Source organism: Nonomuraea phyllanthi (genome assembly GCF_006334985.2).
GTDB lineage: Bacteria > Actinomycetota > Actinomycetes > Streptosporangiales > Streptosporangiaceae > Nonomuraea > Nonomuraea phyllanthi.
The window spans coordinates 41,449-65,401 of record NZ_VDLX02000029.1 but is presented as its reverse complement, the minus strand read 5'-3'; the positions used below and the strand labels follow the sequence as shown (position 1 = coordinate 65,401).

21 protein-coding genes are annotated in these 23,953 nt (G+C 70.8%); 9 read left to right on the top strand and 12 right to left on the bottom strand.

Translation table 11 applies throughout. From position 1 onward, the window contains the following. Window positions 1-6: 6 nt before the first annotated feature. The 6 genes from FH608_RS46985 to FH608_RS46960 all read right to left on the bottom strand — a co-directional run bounded on the left by FH608_RS46985 (window position 7) and on the right by FH608_RS46960 (window position 3,024). Window positions 7-948, bottom strand: coding sequence for an ROK family protein (locus tag FH608_RS46985; protein WP_139637706.1), 942 nt, complete (start codon window positions 946-948; stop codon window positions 7-9). Window positions 949-1,042: 94 nt separating this feature from the next. Next, on the bottom strand, window positions 1,043-1,357 hold the full coding sequence (locus FH608_RS46980; RefSeq protein ID WP_139637705.1) for a hypothetical protein: 315 nt from the start codon (window positions 1,355-1,357) through the stop codon (window positions 1,043-1,045). Window positions 1,358-1,385: 28 nt separating this feature from the next. Continuing rightward, window positions 1,386-1,847, bottom strand: a complete 462-nt coding sequence (locus FH608_RS46975; protein ID WP_139637738.1) for a peroxiredoxin — start codon at window positions 1,845-1,847, stop codon at window positions 1,386-1,388. Between the two features lie 31 nt (window positions 1,848-1,878). Then, window positions 1,879-2,307, bottom strand: coding sequence for a DUF3052 domain-containing protein (locus tag FH608_RS46970; RefSeq protein ID WP_139637704.1), 429 nt, complete (start codon window positions 2,305-2,307; stop codon window positions 1,879-1,881). 117 nt (window positions 2,308-2,424) lie between these two features. After that, window positions 2,425-2,832: a secondary thiamine-phosphate synthase enzyme YjbQ gene (locus tag FH608_RS46965; protein WP_139637703.1), complete on the bottom strand. Its 408-nt coding sequence runs from the start codon at window positions 2,830-2,832 to the stop codon at window positions 2,425-2,427. 9 nt (window positions 2,833-2,841) lie between these two features. Continuing rightward, window positions 2,842-3,024, bottom strand: a complete 183-nt coding sequence (locus tag FH608_RS46960) for a DUF1918 domain-containing protein (protein WP_139637702.1) — start codon at window positions 3,022-3,024, stop codon at window positions 2,842-2,844. A gap of 505 nt (window positions 3,025-3,529) precedes the next feature. On the opposite strand from FH608_RS46960, the gene aceE reads away from it, so the two are divergent. Together aceE and FH608_RS46950 are read left to right on the top strand one after the other, a co-directional pair. After that, on the top strand, window positions 3,530-6,277 hold the full coding sequence (gene aceE, locus FH608_RS46955) for a pyruvate dehydrogenase (acetyl-transferring), homodimeric type (RefSeq protein ID WP_139637701.1): 2,748 nt from the start codon (window positions 3,530-3,532) through the stop codon (window positions 6,275-6,277). 129 nt (window positions 6,278-6,406) lie between these two features. Next, window positions 6,407-7,918 carry an alpha/beta hydrolase gene (locus FH608_RS46950; RefSeq protein WP_139637700.1) on the top strand — a complete coding sequence of 504 codons (1,512 nt, stop codon included), beginning with the start codon at window positions 6,407-6,409 and terminating at the stop codon, window positions 7,916-7,918. A 65-nt stretch (window positions 7,919-7,983) separates the two neighbouring features. On the opposite strand, the gene FH608_RS46945 is transcribed toward FH608_RS46950, so the two are convergent. The 5 genes from FH608_RS46945 to FH608_RS46925 all read right to left on the bottom strand — a co-directional run bounded on the left by FH608_RS46945 (window position 7,984) and on the right by FH608_RS46925 (window position 12,351). Beyond that, window positions 7,984-8,523 carry a hypothetical protein gene (locus tag FH608_RS46945; RefSeq protein ID WP_139637699.1) on the bottom strand — a complete coding sequence of 180 codons (540 nt, stop codon included), beginning with the start codon at window positions 8,521-8,523 and terminating at the stop codon, window positions 7,984-7,986. Window positions 8,524-8,572: 49 nt separating this feature from the next. Continuing rightward, window positions 8,573-10,672, bottom strand: a complete 2,100-nt coding sequence (locus FH608_RS46940) for a hypothetical protein (RefSeq protein WP_139637698.1) — start codon at window positions 10,670-10,672, stop codon at window positions 8,573-8,575. After that, on the bottom strand, window positions 10,669-10,911 hold the full coding sequence (locus FH608_RS46935) for a hypothetical protein (RefSeq protein ID WP_139637697.1): 243 nt from the start codon (window positions 10,909-10,911) through the stop codon (window positions 10,669-10,671). Before FH608_RS46935 ends, FH608_RS46940 begins: the two co-directional genes overlap by 4 nt. A gap of 265 nt (window positions 10,912-11,176) precedes the next feature. Beyond that, a complete protein-coding gene (locus tag FH608_RS46930; protein ID WP_139637696.1) occupies window positions 11,177-11,545 on the bottom strand; it encodes a VOC family protein in 369 nt (122 codons plus the stop codon). A gap of 77 nt (window positions 11,546-11,622) precedes the next feature. Beyond that, on the bottom strand, window positions 11,623-12,351 hold the full coding sequence (locus FH608_RS46925; RefSeq protein WP_139637695.1) for a helix-turn-helix transcriptional regulator: 729 nt from the start codon (window positions 12,349-12,351) through the stop codon (window positions 11,623-11,625). A gap of 680 nt (window positions 12,352-13,031) precedes the next feature. Here FH608_RS46925 and FH608_RS46920 point away from each other — a divergent pair. Further along, window positions 13,032-14,693, top strand: coding sequence for a TROVE domain-containing protein (locus FH608_RS46920; RefSeq protein WP_193319033.1), 1,662 nt, complete (start codon window positions 13,032-13,034; stop codon window positions 14,691-14,693). A 27-nt stretch (window positions 14,694-14,720) separates the two neighbouring features. Here the strand turns inward: FH608_RS46920 and FH608_RS46915 are convergent, their stop codons facing one another. Then, window positions 14,721-15,698 carry an aldo/keto reductase gene (locus FH608_RS46915; protein WP_139637693.1) on the bottom strand — a complete coding sequence of 326 codons (978 nt, stop codon included), beginning with the start codon at window positions 15,696-15,698 and terminating at the stop codon, window positions 14,721-14,723. Window positions 15,699-15,760: 62 nt separating this feature from the next. On the opposite strand from FH608_RS46915, the gene FH608_RS46910 reads away from it, so the two are divergent. From FH608_RS46910 to nirD, 6 genes are all read left to right on the top strand, one after another. Further along, the gene (locus tag FH608_RS46910) at window positions 15,761-16,237 is read left to right on the top strand and encodes a GNAT family N-acetyltransferase (RefSeq protein WP_139637692.1); all 477 of its coding nucleotides are present in this window, start codon (window positions 15,761-15,763) and stop codon (window positions 16,235-16,237) included. 167 nt (window positions 16,238-16,404) lie between these two features. Further along, entirely contained in the window at window positions 16,405-17,715 is a 1,311-nt protein-coding gene (locus tag FH608_RS46905; RefSeq protein ID WP_139637691.1) for an MFS transporter, read from the top strand. A gap of 1 nt (window position 17,716) precedes the next feature. Next, the gene (locus FH608_RS46900) at window positions 17,717-19,729 is read left to right on the top strand and encodes a molybdopterin oxidoreductase family protein (RefSeq protein WP_226900513.1); all 2,013 of its coding nucleotides are present in this window, start codon (window positions 17,717-17,719) and stop codon (window positions 19,727-19,729) included. Continuing rightward, complete coding sequence (locus FH608_RS46895; RefSeq protein ID WP_139637689.1) at window positions 19,726-21,120, top strand: FAD-dependent oxidoreductase; 1,395 nt, start codon at window positions 19,726-19,728, stop codon at window positions 21,118-21,120. The genes FH608_RS46900 and FH608_RS46895 overlap by 4 nt, the downstream gene beginning before the upstream one ends. Continuing rightward, window positions 21,117-23,543, top strand: a complete 2,427-nt coding sequence (gene nirB, locus FH608_RS46890) for a nitrite reductase large subunit NirB (protein ID WP_139637688.1) — start codon at window positions 21,117-21,119, stop codon at window positions 23,541-23,543. The genes FH608_RS46895 and nirB overlap by 4 nt, the downstream gene beginning before the upstream one ends. Continuing rightward, window positions 23,540-23,863 carry a nitrite reductase small subunit NirD gene (nirD, locus tag FH608_RS46885; protein WP_139637687.1) on the top strand — a complete coding sequence of 108 codons (324 nt, stop codon included), beginning with the start codon at window positions 23,540-23,542 and terminating at the stop codon, window positions 23,861-23,863. Before nirB ends, nirD begins: the two co-directional genes overlap by 4 nt. Window positions 23,864-23,953: the final 90 nt, after the last annotated feature.

Sequence of the window (23,953 nt, the reverse complement as noted above, 5' to 3'; positions counted from 1 at the left end):
TACACCTTACGACACCACAGGCCCCGATCGCACATCCACGGCCCAGCCCGGGCCCAGTTCGGGGCGGCCGGCGGCGCGCCAGCCCAGGAGGGCCGCTCCGAGCATGCCCGCGTCCACCCCGAGCGCCGCCGGGACCAAGGGGGGCGCTGCGCGGAAGGCCAGGCGTTTGACGAGGCGGGTGCGTACGGGGTCGAAGAGGGCGGGGCCGGCTTCGGCGAGGCCGCCGCCGAGGACGATCAGGGAGGGGTCGAGCAGCAGCGTGTACGTGGCCAGGGCCAGCGACAGGGCCTCCACGGCCTCGTCCCAGACCTCGATGGCGATCGGGTCGTCGGAGGAGACCACCTGTTCGGCCTTGACGCCCTCGACACCGGCGCGCTGGCTGTAGCGGCGGCCCACGGAGGCGGCCGAGGCGTACGTCTCCAGGCAGCCGAACTGGCCGCAGGCGCACGGCTCGCCGTCGGGGAAGACCGGGGTGTGGCCGATCTCGCCGGCCCAGCCGGAGGAGCCGCCGTACGGCTCGCCCTTGATGATGGAGGCGCCGGCGATCCCGGTGCCGATGGGGAGGAAGAGGAAGTCGGACAGGCCCCTGCCGGCGCCCAGAATGCTCTCCGCGAGGCCGCCGGTGCGTACGTCGTGACCGAGGAGCACCGGGATGTCGAGGGTGGTGAAGTTCGCGGCGGGGACGTCGCGCCAACCGAGGTTGGCCGCGTAGATGGCGGCGTTGTCGGACACCAGGCCGGGCACGGCCAGGCCGACGCCTGCCGGGATGCCGTCGCCCGAGGCGGCCAGGTGGCTGATGAAGCCGGAGATGGCGGCCACGACCGCCTCCGGGCCCTCCGCTCGGGGGGTCGGGCGCCGCTCGCTCAACAGCACCGCGCCGGACTCGCTGACCAGGCCGCCCTTCATGGACGTGCCACCGACGTCGAGCGCGACGACGAACGAACTCATTGACGACACGGTAGGAGACGATAGCGCAGGTCAGTAAATGCCTGGAAAGGTGAGCTCGTGGGCGGGCAGGCGGCTCCGCGCGTACGGGAGGGGCTCAGGCGCGCCCCAGGACGCGGTTGAGCGCCGCCTCCACCTCCGCCGAGAGCCCCGGCGGCGGGGCCATGCTGGAGGCCGTGAGCGTGTCGGAGCGCGCCAGGCGCACGGCCCCGCAGGAGCGGCACTCCACCTCCCCCAGCCGGCAGATCAGGGTGGTCGACCCGCAGGTGGCGCAGGAGTCGAGGTCGAGGTCGTGCAGCCGTTGACAGTCCGGGCAGATCAGCACCTGGCTCTCGTTGCGCACCCCGCGCTGCCACGGGCTGGCGCCGCGCACCGGGTCGGTCTGCCGGGCCCCGCAGCGGTAGCAGGGCATCGTTCCCTCCGAGGTCGAAGATCCGGGGTCAGGAAATGCCGGCGAGTGCCGTCACGTAGTCGGCGACGTCGCGTGCGGCGGAGATCGGGTTGACCACCGACCACCGGATCACGCCGTCGCCGTCGATGACGAAGGTCCCCCGAAGCGCGAACCCCTTCGTCTCGTCGAACACACCGTACGCCCGCGCGACCTGTCCGTGTGGCCAGAAATCAGAGAGCAGGGGGAACGTGTAACCCTCACGGTCCGCCCAGGCACGGTGCGTGAAGACAGAGTCGACGGACACGGTGAGCAGCTGTGCGCCGTCGAGGGGATGTTCGCGCAGCGCGGACAGCTCACCGTGACAGATCCCGCTGAAGGCAAGCGGGTAGAAGACCAGCACGACCTTGGTGCCCCTGAACTGAGACAGCCTCACGGGGGCGCCGTGCTGGTCCTGCAGCTCGAAATCGGGAGCCGGGGCGCCGACCTCGGCAGGATGCGCGTTCACAGGCATCATCCTGCCGTACGGAAAGCGCTCGGGCTCCCTACCGGCGGCCCTTGGGCGTGACGAGCCTGGTGCCTGACCAGTCGGGTGCCGCGGAGATGCTGCTGGTCTGCGAGAGACCCGCCGTCGCGGCATCCTCCCCGATGTCGCTCGGCTCCACGTGGCCCTGGCGCCCGGCCTTGGGAGTCAGCAGCCAGATCTGCCCGCCGTCGGCGAGTGCTCGCATGGCGTCGCTGAGTGCGTCGAAGAGGTCCCCGTCGCCGTCACGCCACCACAGCAGCACGACATCGACGACGTCATCACTCTCCTCGTCCAGCAGCTCGTTGCCGGTCAGGTTCTCGATCGACTCGCGAAGCTTGTCGTCGGAGTCCTCGTCCCAACCGATCTCCTGCACCACCTGACCCGGCTTGAGGCCGAGCCGTTCGGCCAGGCCGCGCTCGCCCTGCGCCTGACCCGCGGTCGCGCTCACGTTTATCCCTCCTGCTTGAGTGGCCCCGCTTATGCGGTTTATCGCTTCGGCACAGTCCACACGCTGTGACCCTCAGTCGTCAACGGTCGCCACGGGTACGGCCCTGGTCGGCCAGAATCAATCAGACAAAAACGACAGGCGAACCTGGCGTTGCGGGTTGTCGACGTTCAGGTCGACAAGTGCCACCGACTGCCACGTGCCGAGCGCCATTCGCCCGTCCAGCACGGGGATGGTGGCGTATGGCGGGATCAGCGCGGGCATCACGTGCGATCTTCCGTGGCCTGGTGAGCCGTGCGCGTGGCGCCAGCGGTCGTCGGGCGGCAGCAGGTCGCGCAGCGCCGCGAGCAGGTCGTCGTCGCTGCGCGAACCCAGCTCCAGCAGGGCGACACCGGCGGTCGCATGCGGAACGAAGATGTGCAGCAGACCGTCGCCGCCCTGCGCGCGTACGAAATCGGCGCATTCGCGTGTGATGTCATGCACCGTCTCTCTTGACCCCGTGGTCACAGAGATGATTTCAGATCTCACGGGCAAATCTTACTGATGGACGACAACGGCATCCGGACCAGGAAACACCAGCCCGGTGTGCCCGTCGTCGAACCGCACCATGTAGGGAGGCCCGCCGTCGCGGCCCTGGACCTCCATGATCACACCACTCCGGTCCCTTTCGCCAACGGTATTCCCGTGCACCAGGAGCCGGTCTCCTACCGTTGCATTCATACCTCTCACTTTGGTACGCGGAATGCCGTACGAAAAGAGTGATTCGCAAGGTTTTGCCCCCTCCTGGGAGCTCCTGGGGGGAGGAAGAATGATGACCGGATCGTTACGTTGTGCCGAGGTGGCTCAGGCTGGGCTCCCGCCTCGCCCGGCCGTACGGAGGGTGGCCGCTAGACTCCTCCGGTCGCGTCGCGCCGCCGCCGGGGTGAGAACCTCCCCCCTTCGGGGGAGGGTGGAGAGTGCGGGCAGCAAGCCAGGGGGCATTCGAGCGAAATTTCGTCCGTTTTCCCGTCTTGTTAAATTGCTCCCGCGATGTAACCTTTGGGGACGATTCGTCCTACCATCGGTGGTCTAGGCCAGCTGATCTGCCTCTGCCAGCGGGGACACCTTTGGTTACCCGTCAGTAGAGATGCGTTTTCTACGGCTAGAGACCAGGATGGAAGACGAACCGTCAGAGGCTAGACAGCCAACAGACCAGACATCCGTCATCCTCGGAAGGCGAGACCCAGTGGCTTCCGGACGCCAGCGATTCTCGATCATCAGCGACGGCCTACCCAGCCAGCTGCCTGATGTCGACCCCAGCGAGACCAACGAGTGGCTCGAGTCTCTCGACAACGTCGTCAAGACCGAAGGCCGCACCAGAGCCCGCTATCTCATGCTGCGCATGCTGGAGCGGGCCCGCGAGCACCAGGTCGGCGTGCCGGGTTTGCGGAGCACCGACTACATCAACACGATCCCGCCGGAGCGCGAGCCCTGGTTCCCGGGTGACGAGCACGTCGAGCGCCGCATCCGCGCCTACATCCGCTGGAACGCGGCCATCATGGTGTCCAGGGCCAACGCCCGCACCAACGTCGGCGGCCACATCGCCACCTACGCCTCCGCCGCCTCCCTGTACGAAGTGGGCTTCAACCACTTCTTCCGCGGCAAGGACCACGGCGAGTCGGGCGACCAGGTCTTCTTCCAGGGCCACGCGGCGCCCGGCATCTACGCCCGCGCCTTCCTCGAGGGCCGGCTCAACGAGGCCCAGCTCGACGCGTTCCGCCAGGAGCTCTCGCACGGCTTCCACGGCCTGCCCTCCTACCCGCACCCGCGCCTGATGCCCGACTTCTGGGAGTTCCCGACGGTCTCCATGGGCCTCGGCCCGATCGGCGCGATCTACCAGGCCCGGTTCAACCGCTACCTGCTCAACCGGGAGCTCAAGGACACCAGCCGCAGCCACGTCTGGGCGTTCCTGGGCGACGGCGAGATGGACGAGCCCGAGTCGCTCGGCGCGATCGGCCTGGCCGCCCGCGAGGAGCTCGACAACCTCACGTTCGTGATCAACTGCAACCTGCAGCGGCTCGACGGCCCGGTACGCGGCAACGGCAAGATCATCCAGGAGCTGGAGTCGTACTTCCGGGGCGCCGGCTGGAACGTCATCAAGGTCGTGTGGGGCCGCGACTGGGACCCGCTGCTGGCGGCCGACGTCGACGGCGTGCTGGTCAACCAGATGAACACCACGCCCGACGGCCAGTACCAGACCTACTCCGTCGAGTCCGGCGAGTACATCCGCGAGCACTTCTTCGGCGGCGACCCGCGCCTGCGCAAGATGGTCGAGCACCTGACCGACGACGACATCCGCAAGCTGTCGCGCGGCGGCCACGACTACCGCAAGGTCTACGCGGCGTTCAAGGCGGCCCGCGAGCACGTCGGCCAGCCGACCGTCATCCTCGCCCAGACCATCAAGGGCTGGACGCTGGGCAAGGACTTCGAGGCGCGCAACGCCACCCACCAGATGAAGAAGCTCACCAAGGCCGAGCTGAAGGAGTTCCGCGACCGGCTCTACCTGCCGATCCCCGACTCCGCCCTGGAGGGCGAGCTGCCCCCGTACTTCCACCCGGGCGAGAACGACCCCGAGATCCAGTACATGAAGGAGCGCCGCGCGGCGCTCGGCGGCGTGCTGCCCAAGCGGGTCGTCCGCGCCAAGCCGGTCAAGCTGCCCGGCGACGAGGTGTACGCCGGCTTCCGGAAGGGCTCGGGCAAGCAGCAGGTCGCCACGACCATGGCGTTCGTGCGGCTGCTGAAGGACCTCATGCGCGACAAGGAGATCGGCCACCGGTTCGTGCCGATCATCCCGGACGAGGCCCGTACGTTCGGTCTCGACGCCATGTTCCCGACGGCGAAGATCTACTCCCCGCACGGCCAGACGTACGAGGCGGTCGACAGGGAGCTGCTGCTGTCGTACAAGGAGGCCGTGCAGGGGCAGATCCTGCACGAGGGCATCAGCGAGTCGGGCTCGATGGCCTCGGCGATCGCGGCCGGCACCGCCTACGCCACGCACGGCGAGCACATGATCCCCGTCTACATCTTCTACTCGATGTTCGGGTTCCAGCGCACCGGCGACCAGATGTGGGCCATGGGCGACCAGATGGGCCGCGGGTTCCTGCTCGGCGCCACCGCCGGCCGCACCACGCTCAACGGCGAGGGCCTGCAGCACGAGGACGGCCACACGCCGCTCATCGGCTCCACCAACCCGGCCGCGGTCATCTACGACCCGTCCTGGGCGTTCGAGGTGTCCCACATCGTCAAGGACGGCCTGCGCAGGATGTACGGCGACCAGCCGGAGGACATCTTCTACTACCTGACCGTCTACAACGAGCCCTACCTGCAGCCCGCCCAGCCCGCGGACATCGACGTGCAGGGCCTGCTCAAGGGCCTGTACAAGTTCGCCGACGGGCCGCAGACCCAGGGCCCCAAGGCCAACATCCTGTCCTCCGGCGTCGCCGGGCCGTGGGCGATGGAGGCCCAGCGGCTGCTGGCGGAGGACTGGGGCGTCTCGGCCGACGTGTGGTCGGCGACGTCGTGGACCGAGCTGCGCCGCGAGGCGCTGGCCTGCGAGGAGCACAACCTGCTCAACCCCGACGCCGAGCAGCGGGTGCCCTACGTGACCCGGGCGCTGTCCACGGCACGGGGCCCGTTCGTGGGCGTCAGCGACTACCTGAAGGCCGTCCAGGACCAGATCGCGCAGTGGGTGCCGGGCGACTGGTCCTCGCTGGGCACCGACGGGTTCGGCCTGTCCGACACCCGCTCGGCGCTGCGCCGCCACTTCCACGTGGACGCGGCCTCCATCACGCTGGCCGTGCTGACCAGCCTGGTCAAGCGGGGCGAGCTCGACGGCGAGGTGCTGCGCGAGGCCATCGCCCGCTACCACCTCAAGAACGGCGTCACCGAGGCGGGCGGCGCCGAGAGCAACGACACCCAGTCGATGGGCGTCTGACCCCGTTCGCCGGGTCTGTGGGGCGGCACGTTCAGGGAGGGGTACGTGCCGCCTCACCCAGGTATGGTGCGACGTCACGTATTGTGGGCACTGCTTCCCCCTGAAAGAGACCCGAGGGGAAATCTGTATATGCGACGTGTCCTAGCCTCCGCCCTGTTCCTGACTGCCGCCGTCGGCTGCACCTCCGCGCCGGCCCGGCCGGCCACGCAGTTCGCGGCGCAGTCCACGGCGGACACCAGCACGATCACGTGGGGGCCCTGCACCGACCTCAAGCGCCCCGACGGCCAGCCGCCGGCCCGCCAGGACAAGTCCGTGCGGTGCGGGAAGCTCGCGGTGCCCCTGGACTACGCCAAGCCCGACGGGGACAAGATCGACCTGGCGCTCATCAAGCTGCCGACCACGGGCAAGGGCAAGAAGCTCGGCTCGATGGTGTTCAACTTCGGCGGCCCCGGCGCCTCCGGCGTCGACACCCTCGACCAGGCGGCCAAGGCGCTCACCGCGCTGCGCGCCCGCTACGACCTGATCAGCTTCGACCCGCGCGGCGTCGAGCGCAGCGCCGGGGTGCGCTGCGGCAACGGCGCCGACATGGACAGATTCACCTCCCTCGACACGCTGCCGGTCAACAACCAGACCCACCAGGAGGCCGCGGCGGTCAACAAGCGCTTCGCCGAGCTCTGCCAGCGCGACTCCGGCAAGGTCCTCCCGTACGTCGGCACCGTGAACGCCGCCCGCGACATGGACCGCATCCGCGCCGCCGTGGGCGACCCCAAGCTCAACTACGTCGGCATGTCGTACGGCACGCAGCTCGGCGCCGTCTACGCCACCGAGTTCCCCAAGAAGGTGGGCCGCATGGTGCTCGACGCGCCGCTGGACCCCACGGTGTCGTTCGAGCAGCGCACGCTGGTGCAGACGCGCGGGTTCCAGCGCGCGTACGAGAGCTTCCTGCGGGCGTGCGTCAAGCAGCGGTGCGACCTCGGCAAGGACAAGTCCACCGCCGACGCGAACGTCGAAAGGCTGATGAAGCAGCTGTCCGCCCAGCCGCTGAAGGTCGGCCAGCGCGAGCTGACCCAGGGCCTGGCCTCCACGGGCGTCGCGGCGGCGCTCTACTCCGAGCTGACCTGGCCGTTTCTCGAGCAGGCGCTCGGGGAGGCGCTCAAGGGCCGCGGCGACGCGCTGCTGTACCTCGCCGACTCCTACACCGGACGCATGGAGGACGGCTCCTACTCGACGCAGATGACCAGCTTCCCGGCCATCACCTGCGTGGACACCGCGGAGCGTCCCACCGAGGCCCAGGTCAGGCGCACGGAGGCGGCCGCCATGCGGATCTCGCCGCTGTTCGGCAGCGAGGGCTCCGGCGGGCTGTGCCGCATCTGGCCCGCCAAGGGCAGCGACCAGGCCCGGCACGTGAACGCCAAGGGCTCGGGCCCGATCGTCGTGATCGGCGGCAAGGGCGACCCGGCGACGCCGTACGAGTGGGCGCCCAAGCTGACGGCCCAGCTCAAGACCGCCACCCTGATCACGTACGAGGGGGAGGGGCACGGGGCTTACCTGTCGGGGAGCAAGTGCGTGCAGGAACTCGTGGACGACTACCTCATCAACGGCAAGGTCCCGGCGAAGGGCGCCACCTGCCCGGCGGCGTAGCACACACGCACCTCACTCACGCCGAAGGCCCCGCACCGACGCCCGGTGCGGGACCTTCGGCGCTGTTACGCGGGGCTGGGCGTGCAGCGGTGCAGGTCGCCGTACCGCTTCTGCGCGACCCGCATCAGGTCGGTGAGGTCCTTGATGGCATCCCGCCCCTTGGCGACCCGTTTGAGGTCGATGCCGATCCATGGCTTCTCGCCGCCACACGAAAATCGAGAGATCACAAAGTACGGACGCCCGCCGAGCATGTCGTTGCCCGCGTACGTCGCGAACCCCTCGCCGAGTTGCGCAGGTAGGGGAGTGGGCTTGGTCTGGTCCCAGTTCTCGTGGGCGAGTTCGAGGCGTTCGGCGCTGTCGTCGATCCTGGACCACCACACACCCACGGGATCGCCGTTGCTGCCGCCCTCCACCAGGCAGCCGCCGTCGTTCTTCCACGGGCCGTCCTTGCGATCGGTGTATGCGCGGGTGTCGCCGGTGACCCGCTGGAAGGACTCCTGCGAGACGAACTCGCACCAGTAGGGCGCCTGGTCGACGACCGGACGGAGGTCCGGAGCAGGTGATGGATCAGGCGCGCTCGTGGCGCACGCGGAAACGCTGAGCATCACTGCGAAAACAGACCACGCAAGCCGGCGTTGTGCGATCACCATGTCCTCAATCCGTGATCCCGAAGCTCCGGCGAGCCTCTGCCGCGCCGGAATCCACCAGGTCCTGGCCCTTTATCTTGAGACCGCTGAATCCGGAGTGGAAGGTGGTCCAGTTAAGGAAGTCCTCGTATTCGCTGGGGGTCATCTCCAGCACAGGCTTCATCTCGCCCTTCTTGTCGATGAACGACCGCCCGGCGAGTCCTTCGCCGTCATGTTGACCATGGGCCACGGCTGCCGTGGCCACCATCTGCTCCATCAACCGGCTGATCAGCTGGCGGTTCTCCGTGGCCGTGGCGTGGGACTCGTCCAGGGTCTTGCCGCTCTTGAACAGCTGCGCGATCCAGGCGGCTCCCTTGTCGAAGGCGTACGATCCCGGCTGGCCGCCGACCCCGCCCGCAACCTCCTTGGCGAACGCCTCCAGCTTCATCCCCTTGAAGGCCTGTTCGGCGAGCTTTCCCGCGAACTCCTTCCCCGGCACCGGAACGATGCCGATCGCGGATTTCACCATGGACTCGAGTTCCTTGGACGCCGCCTCGTTAGCTCGTCCCATCGCGTACAGCGCCTGCTCGCGGGCGCCCACGATGTGACCGAACGTCTTGCTCTCCCGGGAGATGGGATCGTCGAGCGTCTGTCCCTTGTCCTTGAGTGGAAAGATCTTGTCGATCTCCACGCGCGTGTGCTCGGCCTGCGCCCTGACGATCTCGCTGAATGCGGCGTCGTCGCTGGTGGCGAAGAGCAGGGCGTAGTCCAGATCGCGCTGGTTGACCGACTGGGCGCGCAGGTCTGCTCCGACGCCCGAGCGCAGCACGTTGCGGCCGTCGACGATCCGGCCGACCTCGTGGATGTGCGCGGCCAGGATGGAGCCCAGGGCGGGCCGTAGCGCCGCGCGCTGGTCGAACGCGTTCTGATCGGTCAGCTGGAGCTTCTCGTTGGCATTGCGCGCGTAGAGCGCGGGCAGGTCGGCGCCGAGGATCTTGAAGGTCTCGGCGGTGAGCCGCAGCGAGACCGGGTCGGAGCCGGTCATGGCGGCCTTCATGACGGCGGCGAAGGCCCGGCCGTCGCGGCCGTCGGTGGAGGAGTTGGGGTTGTCCGTCCACCAGCCCACGCGATCGTGCAGCAGGTAGTGGAGGTTGGTGCCCTTCCGTCCCTCGGGCGTGTGGTCGAGGATGGCCTGTGCCGCCGCAGGGCTGGAGGCGGCGGCGCGCAGCAGGTCGGGGACGAAGGTGCGCATATCGGCCATCGCCTTCGTGGCCTCTCCGCTCCGGCGCGCGTCCCAGACCTCGCGGTCGAGCGCGATCATGTCGCGCCCCACCGTGCGCATGAACTCGGCCGAGTACGGCGGCTTGCCCGGGTGGGCGCCGAGCACGTCGGCCAGGGCGTGGTAACCCGTGGGGCGTCCTTGGGCGACGCTGAGGTCGGAGCGAGGCGTGCGGCCCGCCGCTTTGAGCTGCTGGAGGAAGCTCGCGCCGAGGTAGGCGGGGCTCGCGGGGTCCGTGACGGCGGCCAGCATCGTGCTCGTGATCCGCAGCACGTGCTGCCCCTGGTTGGCCGCCTGCCTGGCCTCCTCGTAGTCGCCCGTGCGCTGGAACGACGCGACCCGGAGCGAGACGGCGTTCGCCAGCTCGACGATGCCCTTGGCGCCCAGCCGGGACATGAACGCCCTGGCGAACGCCGGGTCGTGGACCTTGGCGGCATATGCCTGCACGATCTGCAGCTGCTTGGGGTCGGCGCCGGCGGGGTTGTTGCGGTACGCGGCGATCGCCGCGTCGGCCGCCGTCGCGCCGTCCAGCATCGCCTGGCCGGTCTCCAGCTTGTCGGGAATCGGAAGGTAGGTGCCCTTCGCGGTGGTCGTGCCGAACACGACCTTCAGGCGGTCGAGCTCGGAGACGAGCCTCTGCCGGCGCTTGAGGTCTGCCGCCTGCGTCTCGGCCTGCCTGGCCAGGTCCCGGATGCCGGTGGCGGGCGTGACGTCCAGGCCGGCCGCGGACAGCTCGCCGTGCAGCCGGACCGCGAGATCGGCGAGCTGGCCGGCGGCGGTCGCGTGCTTGGTGGCCATCGTGTCGAACTCCGGCCGCTTGACGCCCGTGAAGTCGGGATCGGGGCTCATGGCCGCCCCGGCGCGGTGGACAGCTTCTGCCGGGCGTCGGTGACCGCCTCGGCGAGCAGGTCGCGCAGGCGCCGCTCGGCGGCGTGGACCTCGTCGCCGAACCGGCGTCCCGCCGGCCCCACCCACGTCTCGCTCCGCATCAGCAGGCAGACCTGATGCAAGGTCCACCAGTGCTCGTCGGACAGCCGCTGGATGCGCGCCACCGCCGCCTGCGCCGCCGCGCGATCAGGGTCTGGCATGTCGCTCCTCCGATGCCTCACGAAACCGGAGTCGGCCCCTCGGCTGCTTATACACAAAGTCAACCCCACGCGCGACGGGGAGTCCGCTGACATGCCGAAGCCATATGGGCGTCATCGGTGGAGGGTGAATGCTCATTGGCCCTGGGCGCGCCGCCGCTCGGCGATCGGCGGCGTGCCCAGGGCCCGGTGAACCGCTCTGCGCGAGCGGGCCGTCCTCATGCCGGGGTCGCGGGGAAGTCGCTCCCTTCGGCACTCGAACGGACGATCAGCCCTGGCCGCGGTCGCGGAAGACCCCGAAGAGGCTGCCAGACGGGTCACGCACGTAGGCGAAGTCCGTGCCGGGGCCCTCGCCGGTCACCTTCTTGACCACCTTGCCGCCCAGCGACTCGCTCGTGGCGCAGGCCGCCTCGACGTCGGCCACCTGCACGTGGAAGACCGCATGAGAGGGGAACTCGCCCTTGGTGTCGAACAGACCGCCGGCCGGCCGCTCGCCGCCCGGGTAGCCGATCAGCCGGTAGTCGTGCGCCTCCTCGTCGTCGGGCGCGAACGTCCAGCCGAACAGCCCGCCGTAGAACGCCTGCGCGCCCTTCGGGTCGTCGGTCGCCACCTCGAACCACGTCACCGTGTTGTCCATTGTCATCTCCTGTATTTCTCGAACAGGACAACGATCTAACGGCATGACGACAACCCTATGTCGGTGTTTTCGATTGACTAATCGAGCATCGTGCCGTGCACGATCATCTCGGGCACGTCGGTGGCGAAGCCTTCGAGCGGCCGGTCCGGGCAGCGCTCGGCGGTCACGGTGGCGGCGGCGATCCGGTCGAGCCGGAACACGCGTACGTCGTCGCGCAACCGGCACCACGCCACGAGATACCAGAACCCGCCCCGGCCGCCCAGGAACACGCCCGGCTCGACGTCGCGCGAGGTCAGCGCGCCCTTGGCGTCGGCGTAGTCGAGCCTGAGCACGCGCCGCCGCAACAGCGCCTCCTCGATGGCCCGGGAGATGCCCTCGCCGCCGAGCGGCTGGATGCCGGACTCGGACTCGGGCGGCAGGTGGACGAGCTGCACCCGCCGCGCGAGCTCCCGGGCCAGGTCGCCCTCGGGGCCCGGCATCGCGGCCACCACCTTGCGTAACGCGCTGCGGGCCTGCCGGCCGAACGGCTGGTCACCGGCCTGGCTGAGCGCCACCGCGATGGCCACCGCCTCCGCCGGGGTGAAGTTGAGCGGGGGCAGGGTCATCTTCTTGTCGATCGCGTAACCGCCCTTGCGGCCCGGCTCGGCGTAGATCGGCACCCCTGACTCCTGCAGCGCGGTGATGTCGCGCTCGATCGTGCGCACGCTCACCTCGAACCGCTTGGCCAGGTCGCGGGCGGAGCGGCGGCGGGGCGCGATGGCGCGCAGGTCCTCGACGAGTGCGTAGAGCCGGTCGGTACGATTCACAGCCGCGACGCTACGCCGGGGCACCGACAATCGAGCCCGCACACGGCTTCCGGACACCCCTGCCTGTCGATGCCGTCACAACGGTCTCACCGCACGGCGACCATCTGTCGTGAGGCCCCCGCGGTTCCCGGGCCGCCGATTAATTCGGATGTGCCGCGGCGTATTGATCGCTACCGTGGACGACAGTTCGCGAGACACGGAAAAGCGCGGGTCGAATGGCGTCGGTTATCTTTCTGTAAAAAAGACACCCCGGCTCCGCTCACCATATCCGTGCCCCTTTCCGAGTCGCGCGCGCTGGTCAGGTCCGGTGCCGGTGCGGGTCGAATCCTGTCGGTTATCGCCTTCTAAGCGGGTTGTCGCGGGTTCGAGTCCCGCCGCGGGTCCCAGGCCCGCGTAGCTCAGTCGGCAGAGCACCTAAACGGCCGGTGGGTACGCCATATCCGCACCGGTTCCGGACCTGATCGCCCGTCATCCCCGCCGGCGTCACGGGTCGAATTCAGATCGGTTATCGATTCGGGATCGAGTGGCCCGGGTTCGAATCCCGGCGGGCCGTTCTTCCACGGCGGCCCGTGGTGTAGAGGCAGCACGCTGACATGCCGGTCGGAGCTTCCCATATCCGTGTCGCCGGCCGGGCTGACGGGCGAAAGGTCCGAGTGGGTCGAATGCAAAGGAGTGCGAACATGGCCCGTGACCCCCTCGCGGCGGTCTCGACGATCGTCACCCCGCAGTCGCGTCCCATTCCCGGACGCACCGACCAGGTGAGGAACGCCGCCGGCGGTTACGTCTTCGGCAAGGACCTGTGGCGCAAGCTGGAGGACTTCCTGATCCTCGGCACCACGGGCGGCACCTACTACGTCGGCGCCGACAGGCTGACCGCCGAGAACGCGGACGTGCTGTTCCAGGCGATCGCCGAGGACGGGCCGCGCGTGGTCGAGCTGCTGACCGCCGTCTCCACGGCCCGCCCGCCGCGGGCGCCGAAGCAGCGGCCCGCCCTGTTCGCGCTGGCCGCCTGCTACGCCAAGGGCGACCCGGACACCCGCCTCGCCGCCAAGCGCGCGCTGGCCCGGGTGGCCCGCACCACCGACCATCTCGCGCAGTTCTTCGGCTACTACAAGAACCTCAACGGCAAGGCCACGGCCCGGGGCACCGCGCCGACGGCCGGCCGGTCGCTGCGCACCGCGCTCGGCTCGTGGTTCCTGGCGGGCAGCGCGGACGACGTGGCGTTCAAGGCGTGCAAGGCCGCCCAGCGCAGGACGCCGCAGGGCGAGCGGTTCGCGCTGCGCGACGTGCTGCGGATCGCGCACCCGGTCGCCGACGACGAGCGGCGCGCGGCGCTGTTCGGGTGGATCGCGGGCAACGTGACGGACGATCGCGCCCGTGAGGCGCTGCCCGCCGTCGACCGCTTCCTGACCGCCAGGGCCGTCACCGGCGTGGCCGAGGCCGTGCGCGTGGTGACGGAGCAGCGCGTCCCGTGGGAGTTCCTGCCCGACGCGATGCTGCGCGAGCCGGCGGTGTGGGACGCGCTGGTCGGCACGGTCGGCATGACCGCGCTGCTCCGCAACCTCGCCCGGATGACCCGCATCGGCACGTTGCGGCCGGGCCGCGAGGCGACCCGCCGCGCGGTGGACCGGCTCACCGACGCCGCCGCGCTGCGGTGGGCCCGCATCCACCCCATGGACGCCTGGCTCGCGCTGCGCGTCTACGCGTCCGGGCAGGCCCGGCCCGGCCCGCGCGCCGACCGCCAGACCTGGCAGCCGGTCCCGGCCGTCCTGGACGCGCTGGAGGAGACGTACGAGCTCGCCTTCGGCGCCGTCGAGCCCTCCGGGCGGCGGCTGCTGGTCGCCGTGGACTCCTCCGGGTCCATGTCGTACGGCGCCGTCCACGTGGGCGGCTCGCCGGTCGGCACGCCGTACGAGGTGGGCTGCGCGATGGCGGTCATGCTGGCCCGCATCGAGCAGGGCGGCGCGCACGTCATCGACGTCGACACGAGCGTGCACGCCTCGAAGGTGACGCCGCGCACCAACCTGCGCGAAATCGCCTCCTGGCGGCCCTCGGGCGGCGGCACCGACCTGTCGCTGCCGTTCACGTGGGCCGCCGAGGAGCGGATGGCGGTGGACGGGATCGTGGTGCTGACCGACAACGAGACCTGGGCCGGCCGCCGGCACCCGGCGCAGGCGCTGGCCGCCTACCGCCGCTCGGTGAGCCCGGAGGCCCGCGTGGTCGTCGCCGCGATGACCGCCGCCGGCTACTCGATCGGCGACCCGGAGGACGGCGGGGTGCTCAACGTGGCGGGGCTGGACGCCACGCTGCCGCTCGTCGTCAACGGGTTCGTCCGCCGCTGAAGCAGCGGCTTCATCCCTGGGCCCGGACTACCAGCGGTGGTGGACCTGGGGGCGGATCAGCTCGTCGTAGACGTCCTGGACCGCCTTCAGGACCGCCGCGTCCAGCGGTGGCAGCGCCGCCGCCGAGGCGTTGGCCGCCGCCTGGGCCGGGTTGCGGGCGCCAGGGATGACGACCGAGACGCCCTCCTGGTCCAGGATCCAGCGCAGCGCGAACTGGGCCATCGTCGCCCCCGGCGGCACCAGCGGGGCCAGGCGGCGGACCGCTTCGAGCCCCGTGGCGAAGTCGACGCCGGAGAAGGTCTCGCCGACGTCGAACGACTCGCCGTGCCGGTTGTAGGTCCTGTGGTCGTCCGGCGCGAACGTGGTGTGCTCGTCGTACCGGCCGGACAGCAGGCCGCTGGCCAGCGGGACCCGGGCGATGATGCCCACCCCCGCGGCGCGGGCGGCGGGCAGGACCCGCTCCAGCGGCTTGAGCCTGAAGGCGTTGAGGATGATCTGCACGCTCGCCACCCCCGGCCGGGCGATCGCGGTCAGCGCCTCCTCGCACGTCTCCACGCTCACGCCGTACGCGGCGATCTTCCGCTCGGCCACCAGCGTGTCCAGGGCGTCGAACACGGCGTCGGTCGAGTACACCGGCGTCGGCGGGCAGTGCAGCTGGACCAGATCGATGGTGTCGACGCCCAGGTTCCGGCGGGAGCGCTCGTTCCAGGCCCGGAAGTTGGACATCACGTAGTTCGAGGGGACCTGGTCCATGCGCCGGCCCATCTTGGTGGCCACGGTCAGCTCGGGGCGGCCCTTGGCGAAGCGGCCGACGATCTGCTCGCTGCGGCCGTCGCCGTACACGTCGGCCGTGTCGATGAAGGTGACGCCCGCCTCCACGGCGGCGCTCAGGGTGGCGACGGCGTCGTCCTCCGTCACCTGGCCCCAGTCGGCGCCGAGCTGCCACGCGCCGAGGCCGACCGTGCCCACCTGGCGTCCTGTGCGTCCCAATGTGCGTTGTTCCATGAGGACCAGTGTGCCGGGGATCGTTTTGCGCATCCGACCGGGTTCACCCCAGACTGAACGGCATGATTCGTCCCGCCACCCCTTCCGACGTGCCGGAAATCCTCAGCATGATCCACGAGCTCGCCGCGTACGAGAAGGCCGCGCACGAGGTCCGGGTGACCGAGGAGCAGCTGCGCGCCACGCTCTTCGGCGACCGGCCCGCCGCCTTCGCCCACATGGCCGAGCACGACGGCGAGGTGGCCGGCTTCATGCTCTGGTTCCTCACCTTCTCGACGTGGCGCGGCACGCACGGCATCTACCTGGAGGACCTGTACGTACGCCCCCGGCACCGCGGCGGCGGCCACGGCTTCGCGCTCATCACGGAGCTGGCCAGGATCTGCGCCGAGCGCGGCTACCAGCGGCTCGAATGGTCGGTGCTCGACTGGAACGAGCCCAGCATCGCCTTCTACGAGAAGCTCGGCGCGGTGCGCCAGGACGAGTGGCTGAAGTACCGGCTGACCGACGAGCCGCTGCGGCGCCTGGGCAGCCGGAGGGACTGACCGGCGGGGCCCGATCATTACGGGCATGTTTCGTCCGTGACGCTTGTGCGCGGCTTGTTACCGCGGTGAATCACTCGTAACCCATCCACGGCCACGGATCGCCAGAGTGCGTAACGCGCGCTTCCTACCTTGGGAGTTCTCCGGACCCCGAGCGTAGGAGATTGTGGATGGCGCGCTGGATCGCCGAGTGGCACCCCGATGACCCGGCCTTCTGGGAGGGTTCAGGCAGGCGCGTGGCACGGCGCAACCTGGTCTTCTCGATCTTCGCCGAGCATCTCGGGTTCACCGTGTGGACGTTGTGGAGCGTCGTGGCCACCAGGCTGGGGGCCTACGAGTTCGCCACGGACCAGCTGTTCTGGCTGGTCGCGCTGCCCAACCTGATCGGCTCCGCGCTGCGCGTCCCCTACACGTTCGGCCCCGCCAGGTTCGGCGGGCGGAACTTCACCGTGGCGAGCGCGATGCTGCTGCTCGTGCCCGCGGTGCTGCTCGGCGTCGCCGTCGGCGACCCGGCGACGCCGTACTGGCTGTTCCTGGTGATCGCGGCGCTGGCGGGCCTCGGCGGCGGGAACTTCGCCTCCAGCATGGCCAACATCACCTACTTCTACCCCCGCACCAAGCAGGGGGTGGCGCTGGGGCTGAACGCGGCGGGCGGCAACATCGGCGTCAGCTCCGTCCAGCTGGTCATGCCGCTGGTGATCGGCGCGCTCGGGCTGGCCGCCGCCGGGTGGTTCTGGATCCCGTTCATCGTCGTGGCCGCCGCCTGCGCCTGGTTCTTCATGGACAATCTCACCAGCGCCAAGGCCGACCCGCGCCGGCAGCTCGCGGTGGCGGGCAAGGCCCAGACGTGGATCATGTCGTTCCTGTACGTCGGGACGTTCGGCTCGTTCATCGGCTACTCGACGGCCTTCCCGCTGCTGAGCAAGAGCCTGTTCCCCGACGCGCCGTTCGCCGCGGTGGCGTTCGCCGGGCCGCTGCTCGGCTCGCTGGCCAGGCCGGTGGGCGGCTGGCTGGCCGACCGGCTCGGCGGCGCCCGCGTCACGTTGTGGACCTTCGCCGCGATGGGCGGCGGTGTCCTGCTCGTCTGGGCGGCCGGCGGGAACGGCGGCTTCTGGCCGTTCTTCCTGGCCTTCCAGCTGCTCTTCCTCGCCTCCGGCGTCGGCAACGGCTCCACGTACCGGATGATCCCGGCCATCTTCCAGGCCAAGGCCGTCGCCGAGCGCGGCGAGAGCGAGGAGTCCCTGCTGTACGGCAAGCGCCAGGCCGCCGCCGCGATCGGCATCATCTCGGCGGTCGGCGCGCTCGGCGGGTTCCTCATCAACCGGGCGTTCGGCATGTCGTTCGCCTCGACCGGCACCCCGGGCCCCGCCTTCCTGGCCTTCGGCGCCTTCTACCTGTCCTGTTCCGCCCTGACCTGGTGGTGTTACACCCGCACGGTCGGCGTCCGAGTCGTGGCGAGCCTCGCGTATGCCAGGGTCTGACGTGACGGCGACGCACTGCCCGTACTGCGCGCTGCAGTGCGGCATGGAGATCGGCCCTGGCCTGGCCATCAGCCCCAGGACCGACATCCCCGCCAACGCCTCGGGCGCGCTGTGCCAGAAGGGCTGGACGGCGGGTGAGCTGCTCACCAACGGCGAGCGGCTGACCGCCCCCCTGCTGCACGGCGAGCCCGTGGAGTGGGACGTCGCCCTCGACCACGTCGCGGAGCGGCTGTCCTCGATCCGCGCCGAGCACGGCCCCGACGCCGTGGCCGTGTTCGGCGGCGGTGGGCTCACGAACGAGAAGGCGTACCAGCTCGGCAAGTTCGCCCGGGTGGCGCTGGGCACCAGCCAGATCGACTACAACGGCCGGTTCTGCATGTCCTCGGCCGCGGCCGCCTCGACCCGGGCGTTCGGCATGGACCGGGGCCTGCCGTTCCCCGTCACCGACCTGGCCGGCGCCGACGTCGTGCTGCTGGCCGGCGCGAACGTGGCCGAGACCATGCCGCCGTTCCTGCGCCACCTGAGCGGACCGCGCCTGATCGTCATCGACCCCCGGCGCACCCCGACGGCCCGACAGGCCTGGCTGCACCTGCAGCCCACGCCCGGCACCGACCTCGCCCTGGCGCTCGGCCTGCTGCACCTGGCCGTCGCCGACGGGCTCGTGGACGAGGCGTACGTGGCCGCCCGCACCTCAGGGTTCGAGGAGGTGCGCACGTCGCTGGCGTCCTGGTGGCCGGAGCGGGTGGAGCGGATCACCGGGGTGCCGGTCCACCAGATGCGGCAGGCGGTCAGGGCGCTGGCCGCCGCGGGCGGCGCGTACGTCCTGACCGGGCGCGGCGCCGAGCAGCACGCCAAGGGGACCGACACCGTCACCGCGTTCATCAACCTGGCGCTGGCCCTCGGCCTGCCGGGACGGCGCGGCTCCGGGTACGGCTGCCTGACCGGGCAGGGCAACGGCCAGGGCGGCAGGGAGCACGGCCAGAAGGCCGACCAGCTGCCCGGCTACCGCAGGATCGACGACCCGGCGGCCCGCGAGCACGTGGCGGGCGTGTGGGGGGTGCCGGCGGACAGCATTCCGGGGCCCGGGCGGTCGGCGTACGAGCTGCTCGACGCGCTCGGCACCCCGGACGGGCCGCGGGCGCTGCTGCTGTTCGGCTCCAACCCGGTGATCTCCGCGCCCGGCTCGGAGCGGATCGCCGCCCGCCTCGGCGCCCTCGACCTGCTCGTGACGTGCGACTTCGTCCTGTCCGAGACCGCCGCGCTGGCCGACGTGGTCTTCCCCGTCACGCAGTGGGCCGAGGAGAGCGGCACCATGACCAACCTCGAAGGCCGCGTCCTGCTGCGCAACCGGGCCGTCGCGCCGCCCGAGGGCGTCAGGAGCGACCTCGACGTCATCGCCGCGCTGGCCGGGCGGCTCGGGCACGCGTTCCCGGCGGACCCCGCCGAGGTGTTCGACGAGCTGCGGCGGGCCAGCGCGGGCGGGATCGCCGACTACTCCGGCATCACGTACGAGCGCGTCGCCGCCGAGAAGGGCGTCTTCTGGCCCTGCCCGGAGCCGGGACACCCCGGCACGCCGCGCCCGTTCCTCGACTCCTTCGCCACCCCGGACGGCCGCGCCAGGTTCGTGCCCGTCCAGCACCGGCCCCCGGCCGAGGAGACCGACGAGGACTACCCCGTCCACCTGAGCACCGGCCGGGTGCTCGCCCACTACCAGAGCGGCGCGCAGACGCGCCGGATCGCGCCGCTCGTCCAGGCCGTGCCCGAGCCGTACGTCGAGCTGCACCCGGACCTCGCCGAGCAGCTCGGCATCGCCCCGGGCGACGTCGTACGGATCAGCAGCAGGAGGGGAGAGAGCAAGGCCGTGGCCAGGATCAGCGACGCCATCAGGCGTGACACCGTTTTCATGCCCTTCCACTGGGAGGGCGCCAACCGGCTCACCAACCCCGCCCTCGACCCGGCGTCGCGGATGCCGGAGTTCAAGGTCTGCGCCGTCAGGGTGGAGAGGGACTCATGAGGATCGTCGTCATCGGCAACGGGATGGCCGGTTCGCGGCTCGTCAGCGAGCTCCGCGCCAGGGACCCGCACATCAGGATCACGATCTTCGGCGCGGAGTCGCGCCAGCCGTACAACCGGGTGCTGCTGTCCAACGTGCTGGCCGGCAGCTCGCGGCCCGACCAGGTGCGGCTGCTCGACACCTCCTGGTACGACTCCCACCACGTCGAGGCCGCGTTCGGCGACCCGGTCGTGCACATCGACAGGGACACCGGGCACGTGGTGACCGGCAGCGGGCGGCGCGAGCCGTACGACCTGCTGGTGCTGGCCACCGGCAGCGAGGCGATCGTGCCGCCGATCCCCGGCGTGGAGCGGGCCATCCCGTTCCGCACGCTCGACGACTGCGAGCGGATCATGGAGGCCGCCGAGCACGCCCGCAACGCCGTGGTCGTCGGCGGCGGCCTGCTCGGCATCGAGGCGGCCCGCGGCCTGGCCGGGCGCGGCCTGCCCGTGACGCTGCTGCACCTGGCCGGGCACCTCATGGAGCGCCAGCTCGACGTCGAGGCCGGCGAGGTGCTGGGCGAGACGCTGGCCGGGCTCGGCGTGGAGATCCGCACCGGCGTCAGCGCCGAGTCCGTGGCCGGCGACGGCGTCCGGCTGGCCGGCGGCGAGCTGGTCGAGGCGGACCTCGTCGTGCTGGCCTGCGGGGTGCGCCCGCTCACCGGGCTGGCCGCCGACGCGGGCCTGGAGGTGCGGCGCGGGGTCGTCGTGGACGACGAGCTGCGCACCGACGACCCGTCGATCTTCGCCATCGGCGAGTGCGCCGAGCACGACGGCACCGTGTACGGTCTGGTCGCCCCGGCCTGGGAGCAGGCGTCGGTGGCGGCGGACGTCATCACCGGCGGCAAGGCCCTCTACCGGGGCTCGCGGCTGGTCACCCGGCTCAAGGCCAGGAGCGTCGAACTGGCCGCGATGGGCGAGACCCAGCTGACCGAGGAGCACGCCGAGGTGGTGCGCTTCAGCCACCGGGCGCGGGGCACGTATCGCAAGCTCGTCATCCGCGACGGGCGGCTGGTCGGCGCGATCCTGCTGGGCGAGAGCGACGCCGTCGGCACGCTCACCCAGCTCTTCGACCGGGGCGGGCCGGTGCCGGGCGACCGGGCGGGGCTGCTGTTCCCCGGGCTGTCGCCCGCCGCCGTGGCCGACAGCCCGACCCTGATGCCGGACGCGGCCAGGGTCTGCCAGTGCAACAACGTGACCAAGGGCCAGATCAGGGCGTGCTGGGAGGCCGGCGCCCGCGACGTGGCCGCGGTGGCGGCCGCGACCAGGGCCACGACCGGGTGCGGGACCTGCCGCGACGCGGTGGAGGGCATCGTGGGCTGGCTGTGCGAGCAGGAAGGGATCTCCGTATGAGCAGGATCGTCGTCGTCGGGTACGGGCCGACCGCCCACCGGCTCGTCGAAACCCTCGTGGAGCGGGGCTTCGACGGGAGCGTCACCGTGATCGGGGAGGAGCCGCGCCCCGCGTACGACCGGGTGGCCCTGACCTCCTACCTGTCGGGCACCACCGCCGAGGAGCTCACGTACGAGGTGCCCTCCGGCGTGGTCACGCGGTTGAGCACCCGCGTCACCGGGATCGACAGGGACGCCCGGCTCGTCACGCTGGACGGCGGCGCCGCCGAGCCGTACGACGTGCTGGTGCTGGCCACCGGGTCCGCGCCGTTCGTGCCGCGGGTGCCGGGCGCCGAGCACGCCTTCGTCTACCGCACCATCGAGGACCTCGACGCCATCAGGGTGGCCGCCAAGGACGCGGCCGAGGGCGTCGTCGTCGGCGGCGGGCTGCTCGGCCTGGAGGCCGCCGACGCGCTGCGGGCGCTCGGGCTGAAGGCGCACATCGTCGAGATGAGCCCCTGGCTGATGCCCCGCCAGGTGGACGAGGGCGGCGGCGCGGTGCTGAAGCAGCACATCGAAGGGCTCGGCCTGGACGTCCACGCGGGCGCGGGGGTGCAGGAGATCGTGCACGCCGGCGGCCGGGTGAAGGGGCTGCGCACGCCGGACGGCACGGTGCTGGACGCGCAGGTCGTCGTCTTCTCGGCGGGCATCAGGCCGCGCGACGAGCTGGCCAGGTCGTCCGGGCTCGAGGTGGGGGAGCGGGGCGGCATCGTGGTGGACTCCTCGATGCGCACCTCCGACCCCTCGATCTACGCGATCGGCGAGTGCGCGCTGGCCGGCGGCATGGTGTACGGGCTCGTCGGGCCGTGCAACACGATGGCCGAGGTGGCGGCCGACCGCATCATGGGCGGCTCCGCGACCTTCGAGGGCGCCGACATGTCCACGAAGCTCAAGCTGCTGGGCGTCGAGGTGGCGCAGTTCGGGGCGATGACGGGGGCGCTCGACGTCACCTACATGGACCCGGTGGGCGGCGTCTACAAGAGGCTGTTCATCAGCGACGACGCCAAGACGCTGCTCGGCGGCATCTGCGTGGGCGACGCCTCCCCGTACACCTCCCTGCGGCCCTTCGTGGGCAAGGAGCTGCCCGCCGCGCCGTCCGACCTGCTGTTCAGCGGGGCGGGCGCCGCCCTCGACCTGCCCGACGAGGCGCAGGTGTGCTCCTGCAACAACGTGTGCGCGGGCGACGTCCGCGCGGCCATCGCCGACAAGGGCGTCACCGACGTGTCCGGCATCAAGGCCTGCACCCGCGCAGGCACGACCTGCGGCAGCTGCGTGCCGATGCTCAAGCAGCTGCTGGAGAAGTCGGGCGTCGAGATCAGCAAGGCGCTGTGCGAGCACTTCACCTACTCGCGGGCTGAGCTGTTCGACATCGTACGGGTCCGCGGCATCAGCACGTTCTCCCAGCTCATCGCCGAGCACGGGCAGGGCAGGGGCTGCGACATCTGCAAGCCCGCCGTGGCCTCGATCCTCGCCTCGCTGCACAACGGGCACGTGCTCGACGGTGAGATGGCCGCGCTGCAGGACACCAACGACCACTTCCTCGCCAACCTGCAGAAGAACGGCACGTACTCGGTCGTCCCGCGCATCCCGGGCGGCGAGATCACGCCCGACAAGCTCATCGTCATCGGCGAGGTGGCCCGCGACTTCGGCCTCTACACGAAGATCACCGGCGGGCAGCGCATCGACCTGTTCGGCGCCCGCGTCGAACAGCTCCCGGAGATCTGGCGGCGGCTGGTGGACGCCGGGTTCGAGTCCGGCCACGCCTACGGCAAGGCCCTGCGCACCGTGAAGTCGTGCGTGGGCTCGACCTGGTGCCGCTACGGCGTCCAGGACTCGGTCGGCCTCGCCATCGCGCTGGAGCTGCGCTACCGCGGCCTGCGCTCGCCGCACAAGCTCAAGTCCGCCGTCTCCGGCTGCGCCCGCGAGTGCGCCGAGGCGAGGTCCAAGGACTTCGGGATCATCGCCACCGAGCAGGGCTGGAACCTCTACGTCGGCGGCAACGGCGGCTTCAAGCCCCGCCACGCCGACCTGCTGGCCACGGACCTCGGCACGGACGAGCTGATCAGGACCATCGACAGATTCCTCATGTTCTACATCCGCACGGCCGACCGGCTGCAACGCACCGCCGCCTGGCTCGAATCGCTCGACGGCGGGCTCGACTATCTCCGCGAGGTGATCATGGAAGACTCGCTCGGCATCTGCGGCGACCTGGACGCGCAGATGGAGCACCACATCGCCACGTACGCCGACGAATGGGCGGCCACGCTGGACGACCCCGAGAAGCTCAGCAGGTTCGTCAGCTTCGTCAACGCCCCCGGCATCCCCGACCCGTCGATCGTGTTCGCCAGCGAGCGCGGCCAGATCAAGCCGGTGATGGCCCGATGAGCTGGACACGGATCTGCGAGTACGACGCCATGCTGCCGGAACGCGGCGTCTGCGCCCTCGTCGGAGGCGTGCAGGTCGCCGTCTTCCGCACCCACGAAGGCACGCTGCACGCCCTGGACAACCTCGACCCGTTCAGCGGCGCGTACGTGCTCTCGCGCGGCATCGTCGGCACCAGGAAGGGCGAGCCGACCGTGGCCTCGCCGCTGCACAAGCAGGTCTTCTCGCTGGTGTCGGGGCGCTGCCTGGACGAGGACGCGGTGACCGTGCCCGTCTACCCCGTACGGGTGGCGGCGGGCGGCGTGGAGGTGGGCGTGTCGTAGCCGTCCGGCATGAGGATGCCCAGGTCGCCGGCTCGCACGACGACCTGGGCATTGTCGCGCGTGCACGCTGGTATGGGCGCCGGGCGAAAA